General features: G+C 42.6%; 10 protein-coding genes. 5 read left to right on the forward strand and 5 right to left on the reverse strand.

Annotated features, from left to right (window positions below; translation table 11 throughout):
• Positions 1-88: 88 nt before the first annotated feature.
• The 3 genes from ACT3CD_RS01600 to ACT3CD_RS01610 form a co-directional block, all read right to left on the reverse strand.
• Entirely contained in the window at positions 89-1,114 is a 1,026-nt protein-coding gene (locus ACT3CD_RS01600; RefSeq protein WP_444642286.1) for a rod shape-determining protein, read from the reverse strand.
• Between the two features lie 11 nt (positions 1,115-1,125).
• The gene (gene purH, locus ACT3CD_RS01605) at positions 1,126-2,649 is read right to left on the reverse strand and encodes a bifunctional phosphoribosylaminoimidazolecarboxamide formyltransferase/IMP cyclohydrolase (RefSeq protein ID WP_444642288.1); all 1,524 of its coding nucleotides are present in this window, start codon (positions 2,647-2,649) and stop codon (positions 1,126-1,128) included.
• A 235-nt stretch (positions 2,650-2,884) separates the two neighbouring features.
• Positions 2,885-3,598 (reverse strand): ComF family protein, encoded by a 714-nt coding sequence (locus ACT3CD_RS01610; RefSeq protein WP_444642290.1) that lies wholly within the window; start codon positions 3,596-3,598, stop codon positions 2,885-2,887.
• Positions 3,599-3,729: 131 nt separating this feature from the next.
• Between ACT3CD_RS01610 and ACT3CD_RS01615 the strand changes: the two genes are divergently transcribed.
• A complete protein-coding gene (locus tag ACT3CD_RS01615) occupies positions 3,730-5,079 on the forward strand; it encodes a UDP-N-acetylmuramate--L-alanine ligase (protein WP_444642292.1) in 1,350 nt (449 codons plus the stop codon).
• A 358-nt stretch (positions 5,080-5,437) separates the two neighbouring features.
• Here the strand turns inward: ACT3CD_RS01615 and ACT3CD_RS01620 are convergent, their stop codons facing one another.
• Positions 5,438-6,739, reverse strand: a complete 1,302-nt coding sequence (locus ACT3CD_RS01620; RefSeq protein WP_444642294.1) for an acetyl-CoA hydrolase/transferase family protein — start codon at positions 6,737-6,739, stop codon at positions 5,438-5,440.
• A gap of 294 nt (positions 6,740-7,033) precedes the next feature.
• Between ACT3CD_RS01620 and pdxH the strand changes: the two genes are divergently transcribed.
• Positions 7,034-7,678 carry a pyridoxamine 5'-phosphate oxidase gene (pdxH, locus tag ACT3CD_RS01625; protein WP_444642296.1) on the forward strand — a complete coding sequence of 215 codons (645 nt, stop codon included), beginning with the start codon at positions 7,034-7,036 and terminating at the stop codon, positions 7,676-7,678.
• Here pdxH and ACT3CD_RS01630 read toward each other — a convergent pair.
• Positions 7,675-8,580 carry an ATP-binding cassette domain-containing protein gene (locus ACT3CD_RS01630; RefSeq protein WP_444642298.1) on the reverse strand — a complete coding sequence of 302 codons (906 nt, stop codon included), beginning with the start codon at positions 8,578-8,580 and terminating at the stop codon, positions 7,675-7,677. The genes pdxH and ACT3CD_RS01630 overlap by 4 nt on opposite strands.
• A 76-nt stretch (positions 8,581-8,656) precedes the next feature.
• Between ACT3CD_RS01630 and ispG the strand changes: the two genes are divergently transcribed.
• The 3 genes from ispG to ACT3CD_RS01645 all read left to right on the forward strand — a co-directional run bounded on the left by ispG (position 8,657) and on the right by ACT3CD_RS01645 (position 12,432).
• A complete protein-coding gene (gene ispG, locus ACT3CD_RS01635) occupies positions 8,657-10,531 on the forward strand; it encodes a (E)-4-hydroxy-3-methylbut-2-enyl-diphosphate synthase (RefSeq protein ID WP_444642300.1) in 1,875 nt (624 codons plus the stop codon).
• A gap of 190 nt (positions 10,532-10,721) precedes the next feature.
• Positions 10,722-11,522 (forward strand): ParA family protein, encoded by an 801-nt coding sequence (locus ACT3CD_RS01640; RefSeq protein ID WP_444642302.1) that lies wholly within the window; start codon positions 10,722-10,724, stop codon positions 11,520-11,522.
• A gap of 25 nt (positions 11,523-11,547) precedes the next feature.
• Positions 11,548-12,432, forward strand: a complete 885-nt coding sequence (locus tag ACT3CD_RS01645) for a ParB/RepB/Spo0J family partition protein (RefSeq protein WP_444642304.1) — start codon at positions 11,548-11,550, stop codon at positions 12,430-12,432.
• The last annotated feature ends 1 nt before the right edge of the window (position 12,433 follow it).

Here is a 12,433-nt window from a genome sequence, read left to right on the forward strand (position 1 = left end):
GTATAATTAAAAGTATAAAGAGACCGTCTGCCTGTATTATGTTAGTATTTTCAGGGTTTGAGGTCTCTTTATTTGGCTTATATTGCTGTTAGCGAATAAGAAATTGAAATTTGTGGCGATTTTTAAGCGCTATGCCAGTGCCGCGGGCCACTGCAAGCAAAGGGGTTTCGGCGATGTGGAACGGGATGTTTAATTTATTGGTTAAACGTTTATCTAATCCGCGTAACAACGCTCCGCCGCCGGCCAGATAAATGCCTTTGGCTACTATGTCGGCATACAATTCAGGCGGCGTTTGTTCCAGTGCATTAAGAATGGCCGTTTCCATTTTTGAAATAGATTTTTCCAGACAATGCGATATTTCCTGATAGGAGACAGGTACTTCAATGGGAAGCGCTGTCATCTGGTTTGGCCCACTTACAATGTAATCAGCAGGTGGCTCATCCAACTCAGGCAGCGCTGATCCTACCCTTATTTTTATTTCTTCAGCGGTTCTTTCGCCTATCTTAATGTTATGTTGACGCCGCATATACTCCATGATATCGGCGGTGAGATCGTCACCGGCAATACGGATGGATTTATTGGTGACAATGCCGCCTAAGGAAATAACGGCAATTTCGGTGGAGCCCCCACCGATGTCAACGATCATATGACCCTCTGGCGCTTCTATGTCGAGGCCAATACCCAGTGCAGCGGCCATGGGTTCATAAATCATATAAACCTCACGTCCCCCGGCATGTTCGGCCGAATCGCGTACCGCACGTATTTCAACCTCGGTGCTCCCCGAAGGGATACATACCACGATGGTTAAAGAAGGCGTAAAAAGACGTTTTTTATTTTGATCAATCATTTTGATCATGCCACGAATCATTTGTTCTGCAGCATTGAAGTCGGCAATCACCCCATCGCGAAGTGGACGGATGGTGTAAATGTTATCGTGGGTTTTCCCGTGCATTTGACGGGCTTTCTCTCCTATGGCAACCAATTTGTCGGTTCGTCTGTCAAGGGCTACAATGCTCGGCTGATCCACCATGATTTTGTCATTATGAATAATGACGGTGTTAGCGGTACCCAGGTCCATTGCTAATTCCTGAGTCAGAAATGAAAACAATCCCATTGATTTCGTTTTTAATGTTTGAAATGTCTGTTTCCGGTAAAGACCATTGACAGATTGTTTTGATTGCAATAATCGATGGTGTCCTTATCACGAACTGATCCACCGGGTTGAATAACCGAAGTAACTCCGGCTTTATGCGCAATTTCTACTGAATCGGCAAAAGGGAAAAATGCGTCAGAAGCCATAACAGCGCCATCCAATGAGAAATTGAAAGAGGCTGCTTTGCTGATGGCATGTTTCAGGGCATCAACCCGTGATGTCTGTCCTACGCCGCTTCCCACTAATTGTTTGTTTTTTGCTAAAACAATTGCATTCGATTTTGAATGTTTTACAATTTTATTGGCAAATAACAAATCTTCTATTTCGGAGTCCGATGGCGTCGTACTTGTGACAGTTTTTAAGTCGGCAGGTGTTTCAGTCTTCAAATCACGATCCTGAATCAGAACGCCATTTAACAGCGAACGTGAGGTCGTTGAGCTGGTTGTTTTTGCTTTTTGAATCAGTATGATTCGGTTCTTTTTTTGTTTTAATATTTTAAGTGCTTCCTCGTTGTATGTTGGTGCTATAACTACTTCGAAAAATATTTTATTCATTTCTTCTGCTGTGGCTGCGTCAATTTCGCGGTTGGAAATGATGATTCCGCCGAATGCCGATAATGGGTCGCCGGCTAATGCGTCGATCCATGCTTTGGTGAGGTTGTCGCGAGAAGCCAGACCACAAGCGTTGTTGTGTTTTAGAATGGCAATGGTAGTATCATCAAAGTCGTCTATTAATGCGGCGGCGGCATCTATGTCTAACAGGTTATTGTATGATATTTCTTTGCCGTGCAGTTGTTCAAACAATTGATTGAAATCGCCGTAGAAAACACCTTTTTGATGTGGGTTTTCGCCGTAGCGGAGGCTCATATTGCCATTGATGGCCTGACGTGAAGCCGGGAAATTGTCTTCATTGAAATAGTTGTAGATGGCCGAATCGTAGCCCGAAGAGACCGCAAAAGCTGCCGTTGCAAACCACCGTCTTTCTTCGAGGGTGGTTACGCCCTTGCCTGTTTTAAGTATTTCAAGTAAACGTGTATATTGTTGTACCGATGGAACAATAACAACGTCGTTGTAATTTTTCGCGGCGGCTCTGATTAAAGCAATGCCTCCGATGTCGATTTTTTCAATAACACTGGAATGATCAGCCCCGGAGGCTACCGTTGCTTCAAAAGGGTAAAGGTCTACAATCACAAGGTCGATGCCCGGAATTTCATATTCGTTCATCTGCTCCTGGTGTACCTTGTCTTCGCGGCGGCCTAAAATGCCTCCGAAAACTTTTGGATGTAAGGTTTTTACTCTGCCTCCAAGTATCGACGGATACCCTGTGAGTTCTTCAACGGGCGTCACTTTTATACCTAATTTTTCAATAAAAGTTTGAGTGCCACCGGTTGAATAAATTTTTACACCTTCCTGGTCAAGTGTTTTAACTATTTCATCTAAGCCGTCTTTATAGAATACGGAAATCAGTGCGCTTTTAATTTTTTTGGGAGTGCTCATTTTTCTTTGTTAATAATGGATAGACGCAAAAATAAGAAAATAAGCACAGTTAGCAACGTGTATTATGTTTTTTGTTTTTAGATTTAATGGGGCTTTAATTATTGGACGTAAAGAACTTGTTGGCGATAATGTGTGATTAATGCCGTAAACTCTAAATGAGGTCTTTGTTTTAAACTGAAAGTAATGTTGGTTTTGATGAGGTGATACATTTTTCTACTATACCCATCTGCTTTTTTCAATTGGCGTAGCCGGCCGTCATGATGCTGATTTTTATGTTTTTAATCGGATATAATTTTTGGGCACAGGCTTCGAGGGTGGCTCCGGTAGTAATAATATCATCAACCAGCAGAATGTGGTGATTTTCGAGTGAGGACGAGTTGACGACGAAAAAGTTGTCTTCGACATTTAACCATCGTTCGTAGTGTTTTTTGTGAGTTTGTGAGCTGTGGTGTGTTTTTCTGAAAAGGATGGAAGTGTTTACGGAAGCGCCTGTCATTTCGGCGATGCCTTTGGCCAAATATAAGCTTTGGTTATAGCCTCGTGATTGTTGTTTTCGTGGATGTAAAGGTACCGGGATGATGGTGTCAGGGTTTTCAAATAGTGTTGATTTCATTATTTTTTGTCCCATTAATCGACCTAAAAAAATGCCTGTGTCAGGTTTGTTTCTGTATTTTAACTGATGGACCAGTTGTTGCAGTAATTCGCCTTTTCGAAAGTGAAAAGCTGAGGCCGCAAAGTGTATGGGAACGCGTCCCCAAAATGTTTGAAACACAAGATTATTGGGTTTGTTTTCGAAGCCTGTTGATGGAAGATTGGCGGTGCAGGCTCTGCATAAAATCATCTCATTTTTGTTAAGCAGGATATGACAATGTAGGCAATGGTCCGGAAAGATTAAGGTTGATAATCCATCCATATAATTTTTAGCCATGCTTTTCAAGCTTGTCATCATTTTTTGAGGATTAATGTTTGAGTAATAAAAATCAGGTATTTTTTTTAAAATGTCAAATTGAAAACCTCTTCTCACCAGCGGGCCTTATTTTGGCGTATTGTTATTACATTTGAGACGTTAAACGAAAGTGTATGAGAATTCATTTTATAGCCATAGGAGGCAGCGCAATGCACAATCTGGCCATTGCCTTGAAGCAAAATGGACATATTGTCAGTGGATCGGATGATGAGATTTTTGAACCCAGCCGGTCGCGATTAACTAATCATGGGTTGTTGCCTTCAAAAGTTGGCTGGCAGCCTGAAATTATTAATGATTCTTTGGATGTTATTATTTTGGGGATGCATGCCCGTCCTGATAATCCGGAGTTGCTAAGGGCGCAGCAGTTAAAGTTGAAGGTTTATTCATATCCTGAATATCTTTATGAACAGTGTCGCAATAAAAAGCGTGTTGTTATTGGTGGTAGCCATGGTAAAACCACGGTGACGGCAATGATTATGCATGCGTTGCAGTACAATAAGGTGGATTTTGATTACATGGTTGGAGCGCAGTTGGATGGCTTTGACACCATGGTTCGGTTGTCGTCTGAGGCTCCGCTGGCAATATTTGAAGGTGATGAGTATTTGTCGTCGCCTATAGATTTGCGACCTAAATTTTTGTGGTATAAGCCTCATTTGGCTTTAATTACAGGTGTAGCCTGGGATCATATAAATGTCTTTCCGACCATCGATGCGTATAATCTTCAGTTTAAGTTGTTTGTGGAATCGGTTCAGCCAGGTGGTTACATTACCTGGTTTGGTGAAGATGAGGTGTTGGGATCTATAATGGAGAATGCCTCAAATGTTAAATCGGAAAGCTATTTTTCAGTTAAAAATAAACTGGAAAATGGTCGGTCGGTTGTTTTGTTTAATAATCAGGCTTATTCTGTACCCGTCTTTGGATCTCACAATTTTCAGAATATGGCCGGAGCAATGAATATTTGCAGGGAACTAGGGGTTTCTGCGGATGACTTTTTGTCATCGATGGCTACTTTCAAAGGTGCTTCAAGGCGGTTGCAGATTTTAGCCGAGAAGCCCGGCGGAACTGTTTTTTATGATTTTGCTCATGCACCTTCAAAGGTGAAAGCTACTGTTAAGGCCGTTAAAGAACGGTTTCCGGAGCGTAAGTTAAAGGCCATTCTTGAATTACATACTTTTAGTAGTCTGAATGCGGCTTTTTTGCCGCAGTATCTTGATTCTATGGCTTGTGCCGATGAGGCATATGTCTTTTTTAATCCGGAGGTTCTGGCTCATAAAAGGTTGCCCGCTATCACGTCCCGACAGGTGGCAGTTGCATTTAATATTCCTGAATGCAATGTGGTTACGACCACTGAGGCTGTGGCCGGATTGATTCGCGCAACGTCTTTGGAAAAATCGAATTTGTTGGTTATGACGTCGGGGAACTTTGGGGGGTTGAAACTACAGAAACTGGTCGATGAATTGTAATTGGATGTGATTTAAAAATAGATAGAGTTTGAACTTTTCAGCTCAAATTTCTGGGTTCATCGACAGATACTAAATAGTGTCTGTCCATAAACTAAGTGTTTAAAATATAAAGTTCAAATTCAAGGCCTGTGAAGTCATAAAAATAAAGGAACTGACGAACGAAGTAAAGGCACAAGCAAAGCTATTGCTTTGATTATGCTCTACTAAGGAGGAAGAAGACGGAGACAGTTTACTTTTCGTAAATGATTGTTTTTATGACAATCATAACGCAGAAGTTGATTTTAATAGACAAACACTAAATAGGCGGTTCACATACAGTGACCGCCTATTTGGTTGGAGTTTGAGTAACGCGTTATTTTTAGCGTCGAATAAATTTATAATGTGGACCAAATCTTTCAAAGGCTGCACGGTCAAGCATCTCGCGATGGTTGGGGTGGGCCACTGATATAATCAGGCGGGCGCGTTCCTGAAAAGTTTTGCCATACAGGTTTACAGCCCCAAATTCGGTCACCAGCCAATGCATGTTGGCACGGGTTGTTACCACGCCTGAACCCTCCAATAGTGTGGGGGATATTTTCGAGACACCTTTGGCCGTGACTGAAGGCATGGCTATAATAGGCTTTCCTCGTTCAGAGTGCCCCGCACCCCGGATGAAGTCGATTTGTCCGCCAACGCCTGAATAAAAAGTCGTTCCTATGGAATCGGCACAAACCTGTCCGGTTATGTCAACTGCCAAAGCTGAATTGATAGCTGTTACTTTGTTATTTTTGCGGATGATATCAACGCTGTTGGTATGGCAAACGTCCATCATGGCAACCATTGGATTGTCGTCAACGAAGTCATAAAGAGCCTGCGATCCCATTAAAAAGGAGGCAACCATCTTTCCTTTGTCAATTTGTTTCCGTTTACCGTTAACAACGCCTTTCTCAACTAACGGAAGAATTCCATCGGAGAACATTTCTGTGTGAACACCTAAGTCTTTATGGTTTCCCAGTTCGGCCAATACGGCGTTTGGAATGCCGCCAATGCCCATTTGCAGGCAGGCGCCATCTTCCACCAATTCGGCCACATTACGGCCAATGGCTTTTTCGGTGTCGGATAGGGGTGCGTTGTTATGAATGAAAAGAGGTTCGTCGTGTTCAACCACGTAGTCTATTTCGGTGAGGTTGATCATGGCGTCACCCCAGGCACGCGGCACGTGCTTGTTGACCTGAGCAATTACGATGTCTGCATGTTCCACAGCAGCAAGGCTGGCGTCTACCGAGGTTCCTAATGAGACAAAACCATGTTTGTCGGGTGGTGAAACCTGAACCATAGCAACATTAACCTTAAGGTAGCCTTGACGGATGAGCTTTTGCGTCTCACTTAAAAAGACAGGAATATAATCGGCAAAGCCTGCTTGTGTTGACTTTCGTACATTGGCACCTACAAAGAACGATTCCAGTTGAAAAACTCCTTCAAATTCAGCGTCGGCATAAGGCGCCGGACCTTCGGTGTGAATGTGCTGAATTTTCACATCCTCAAATTCTTTGTTCCGGCCACGCTCAACCATAGCTCTGATGAGTGCATGCGGTGTTACGGCAACACTGCTTAAATGTATTCTGTCGCCTGACTTAATGACTTTGACTGCCTCTTCGGCGGTGACTTTTTTGTAGCCCATCTGTTTGTTGTTTAATTATTTATTATTTAATCTGGTTTTGCCCGGAATAGATATGCAGGTGAGCTTCCATCCTGCCTGGGGTTGAACAAAAAACGACTTTCTCTGTTTTTGACCTGAATAGGGGGACTTACTATCACTACGAGTAGCTTTTTCCCGGTTTGTAGGACCTGTTTTCTGAAAACCGAAGCAAAAATACCATTTTATCTTTATTTTGTCATGGTCTGAAAATCTGTTTAATATCACATTTTCTCTCTTTTTTGAGGATCAATTTGGGCCGATTAATGTTTTGTTGTAATGGAAAAAAAATTGTCAGATATACGTACCGATTTTATAAAGGGTGGGCTAGAACGGGATGATTTGTCCCCGGATCCACTGACTCAAATTCAACAGTGGGTGGAGCAAGCTGTTTCTGCTAGGGTTGATGAACCAACGGCTATGTTATTGTCGACGGTTGATCAACAGGGAATACCTGATGCCAGAGTTGTCTTGTTGAAAGGAATTGAAGATGGGCTTATTTTTTATACCAATTACGAGAGTGTAAAAGGTCAGCAATTGGCTCAGAACGCAAATGTTTCAGTTGTCTTTTTTTGGCCTCAACTTGAGCGTCAGATACGTTTACGCGGCGTTGCTGAGAAATTATTGCCCGCCGCGTCCGATGTCTACTTTGCATCCCGGCCGCGCGAAAGTCAATTGGGGGCATGGGCGTCACCCCAAAGTTCCAGCATTGAGTCGTATGAATGGCTGGAGAAGAACTATTTTTTTTATGTGGATCGGTTTCAACAAACAGATGCGATACCGCGCCCGCCCTATTGGGGTGGTTATAGGGTGACGCCTTTGTCTGTCGAGTTTTGGCAGGGGCGTCCCGGACGTATGCACCAACGTTACAGGTATGCGCGCAATGAGGCGGAAGCATGGCAGATTAATGTCTTAGCGCCTTAGATGGTTAATGCGTGAAATACCTCCTCCAATGATTGTTGATGGGGAGTTGCTTCGAGTATCATGGTCCCGTTGTGTACTGCATAATTAAATATGGCAGGACGTATATCAATTTCTGGGTGGCCTGTTAGGAGCCATCGGTCGCCTAACAATTTTGCTTCTTCGATACCCGGAATTGTTATGATTTGTTCAAATTCAGGTCGGGGTTCAAACAGTACTTCAACTGTCATACGTTTAGTCAGACCGAGATTTTCCAGTTTGTCGGGATGTTCATCGGCTACAATCTGACCCTGATGAATGATAATGACTCTCTCGCAGATGGCTTTTACTTCTTGCATGATGTGTGTGGAGAGAAGTATAGTCTTCGATTTTCCTAATTCTTTGATGAGCTCCCGTACGCCGGCAATTTGGTTCGGATCAAGACCAGTCGTTGGTTCATCCAAAATCAAAACTTCCGGGTCGGGAAGTAGAGCCTGAGCCAGACCTACTCTTTGCTTATATCCTTTCGACAGTTGTCCCGTTTTTTTATGCCTTTCAGGCGTTAATCCGGTTAATCGGATGATTTCTTCTACTTTGTCTTTTAAATTCGGTATTTTATATATAGAGCCTGTGAAATGTAGATATTCGGTTACATACATATCCGCATAAATGGGGTTTTGTTCAGGCAGATATCCTATCTGTTGTCTGAATCCGGTGCTGTTTTCATTGACATTAAAGCCACAAACTCTGGTTTCGCCTTCAGATGCGGGCAGATAACCGGTCAGAATTTTCATCATTGTTGATTTGCCTGCACCGTTAGGCCCCAGAAAACCAACAATCTGGCCGCTTTTAATCTCAAATGAAACGTTTTTAAGGGCGGCCTGGCTGCCATAATATTTAGATACGTTGGAGACGGAAATTGACATTTTTTATTTTTTATGGCTTAAAGTTATGAATTTTCGATTTAGAGAGGATAATTTAGCAGCTTAAAACAGAACTATTATGTCTTTTTTAGAAGCAAAGCCTTTGTACTGTAATTCATTATTTCAGTATCAACGGAATAAAACCTTTGAAGTAAAGGTTGGGAATCTGGTGATTGGCGGTTTAAATCCTATCCGGGTGCAATCAATGACTACGACTAATACTTTGGATGAAGAGGCGACAGCGGAACAAAGTATCAGAATATGTCAGGCCGGTGGCGAGTTGGTCCGTATTACGACGCAAGGGCGACGCGAAGCTTCGGCTCTTGAGGGTATTATTGACAAAATTCATCGTCGTGGTTTTTCTTTTCCCTTGGTGGCTGATATTCATTTTAATCCAAATGCCGCCAATATTGCTGCAACCTGGGTTGAGAAAGTGAGGATAAACCCTGGCAATTTTACCGATGGGGCTAAAAAGTTCAGAAATAAGGTATATTCCGATGACGAATATCAGACCGAATTGCAAGAGATAAGAAACAAGCTTTTGCCATTCCTCAATATTTGTAAAAAGCATAATACTGCTGTGCGTATTGGTGCTAACCATGGTAGTTTGTCCGATCGGATAATGGCCAGATACGGCGATAATCCCAAGGGTATGGTGGAGTCGTGTATGGAGTATCTCCGGATTTGCAGAGAGGTGGATTTTCATAATATTGTGTTAAGTATAAAATCGAGTAACACACGGGTGATGGTTCAAACGGTGCGTTTGCTGGTCGCTACAATGAAAAGTGAAGGGATGAACTATCCGCTTCATCTGGGTGTAACGGAAGCCGGTAGCGGCGAGGATGGCCGGGTGAAGTCGGCTGTTGGTATTGGAGCGCTTATGGCCGATGGTTTGGGTGATACCATTCGCGTTTCGCTGACCGAGGAGCCCGAAATGGAAATTCCTGTGGCGCGTGAACTGGTGACACATTTTGATCAGTTGACAGATACTCAGCCGGTGGTTCCTGTTTCATACGATCAGTATCATCCTTATGAGTATGTTCATCGCCAAACGCATGTGGTAGCTGGTTTTGGTGGTGATAATCCGGTTGCTGTAATGGCCGATGTTAAAGGAAAGGAAGTTCATGCCAGTGCTTTTGTTCCTGATGCTGTTCTGGTGGATTTTGAGGATCAGCCGTTGCCTGACAGCTGGTCGCAGGCGGTTCGTATTATCAATTATAGCGAAGGAATTAAACCCTCTGATAAACGGCTAGTTTTGTTTTCCAAAGAAGAGTGGTTGTCGTTACAAATGGGCGGTCCTAAAATGGTAGCACTGACAGAAAACGATATCGACGATTCGCTGCTTCGTGCACTAAAAAATGATTCACAGGTGGTGATTTATCTCAGTACAAATCATCGTAATGGAGTGGCGGCACAGCGCGCTTTCTTTTTGTGGCTGTTGCAGCACGAATTGACTCATCCGGTGGTGGTAGCCCGTAGTTACAGGTCTGATGATGAAGAAAAAGTTCAGATCACGGCTGCTGCCGACACCGGCATGTTGTTTTTGGATGGCTTTGGGGATGGGCTCTCCTTGAATTTGCCCAATCTATCGTCAAAGTTTAATGTTGAACTAATGTTTGGGATTTTACAGGCGTCCAGGGTCCGGTTTTCAAAGACTGAGTATATCTCTTGCCCCGGTTGCGGACGGACGTTGTTCGATTTGCAATCGACAACGGCTTTGGTTCGTGCAAAGACAGGGCATCTTAAAGGTTTGAAAATGGCTGTGATGGGTTGTATTGTTAATGGTATTGGCGAAATGGCCGATGCTGATTATGGCTATGTAGGAGCCGGACCTGGTAAAATATCTCTGTTCAGAAATCGGGAATTGGTACTTAAAGCCATCCCTCAGGAGCAAGCTGTTGATAAACTGGTTGAATTAATTCGGGAGAATGGTGATTGGGTTGATCCTGAGTAGTTTATCTGTTGTTGATATCTTTATTGGCACTTTAGTGTGTTGTTAGTCAGATTGTTATGCTGTTTTAGCGGTGTTGCGATACCTTAAATATCTTAACAGAATTTCTGTTTCTTTTAAAGAAAAGATTAACTTTGGCTTTCATCGAAGAAGTTTTTTTTCGTTTTGCTGTGAATTTTAAACTAAATGTTATATGGCAAAAGTTATTGCTCTCGCTAACCAAAAGGGTGGGGTTGGAAAGACCACTACAGCTATTAATCTTGCCGCCAGTCTGGCTGTGCTTGAATATCGTGTTTTAGTTGTGGATGCCGACCCCCAGGCTAATGCTACCTCCGGATTGGGGTTTGATTTGAATGAAATTGAATATAGTATTTACGAATGTATTGTTGATAAAGTTGATACAAATAAGGCGGTTTTAAAAGCTGAAATTGAGAATCTTTTTTTGCTGCCTTCACATATCGACTTGGTGGGTGCAGAAATTGAGATGCTTAATATGCCTCAGCGCGAGTATGTGTTGAAAGAGGTTCTTGACAGTGTTCGCAACGATTATGATTTTGTATTAATTGATTGTTCACCGTCACTGGGGTTAATAACGGTAAATGCGCTTACTGCCGCCGATTCTGTTATAATACCGGTTCAATGTGAGTATTTTGCACTCGAAGGATTGGGTAAATTGTTGAATACCATTAAAATTATTCAGGGACGACTTAATCCTGAATTGGAAATTGAAGGCTTTCTGTTGACCATGTACGATAGCCGTTTGCGGCTCTCAAATCAGGTAGTTGAAGAAGTTCAGACACATTTTCAGGATATGGTATTTGAAACGTTGATAACCCGAAATATCAAGCTTAGCGAAGCTCCGAGCTATGGTAAAGCGGTAGTTATGTACGATGCCGCATCGAAGGGGGCTCTGAATTATTTAAATTTGGCCCGGGAATTACTTCAGAAGAACAATATGACTAAGATGGATAACGATAAAAAGGTAATCGATTAATTTTTTTTGATACTGAACCGATAAAATGGCAAAGAAAAACGCTTTAGGACGCGGATTAGGCGCACTAATTGACAATACTGAAGATGTCAGAAGGAATAACGTTCGTCCGGCTGCATCTATTATGGATATTGATATTGATAAGATTGAGACCAATCCCTGGCAACCTCGTTCTCATTTCGACGAGGATCGTTTGGAGGAATTGGCGACATCTATCAAGGCAGTCGGTATTGTTCAACCACTGACATTACGTAAGATGGGTGAGAATTCTTACCAGATTATTGCCGGTGAGCGTCGTTTTAGAGCCTCAAAATTGGCTGGCCTTAAAACGGTCCCTGCATATGTGCGTGATGCGAATGATGATATCATGCTGGAGATGGCTCTGGTGGAGAATATTCAGCGGGAAGATCTGGATCCTATTGAAGTGGCCATTAGTTATCAGCGATTGATTGATGAGTGTAGCCTTACTCAGGAAAGCCTTTCGGACAGAGTGGGTAAAAAACGTTCTACTATAGCCAATTATTTACGTTTACTGAAATTGCCCGCTGAAATACAGTTGGGTTTACGATCCAGACAGATTTCGATGGGCCATGCGCGTGCCATTATTAGTGTTGAGGATTCTAAAACTCAGCTAGGTCTTTTTGAACAGACTATAAAAAATGACCTCTCAGTGCGTAAAGTTGAAGAATTGGTACGACAATTGAGTGTTAAGTCAGATAATGAGCCGAAAGAGAAAAAGTCCGGAACTCATGATGAAGGATATGGAGATTTGAAACACCAGTTGTCTAATTTTTTCAAGACCAACATCCAATTTTCCAGAAATGAGAAGGGTAAAGGAAAGATTGTTATTCCTTTTCATTCGGATGAAGAGTTGGAAAAGATAATTACGATTCTGGATAAGGCTAATAGCTAAA

The organism is Geofilum sp. OHC36d9 (assembly GCF_052400685.1).
In the GTDB taxonomy this organism is placed as follows: Bacteria; Bacteroidota; Bacteroidia; order Bacteroidales; family Marinilabiliaceae; genus CAZHHH01.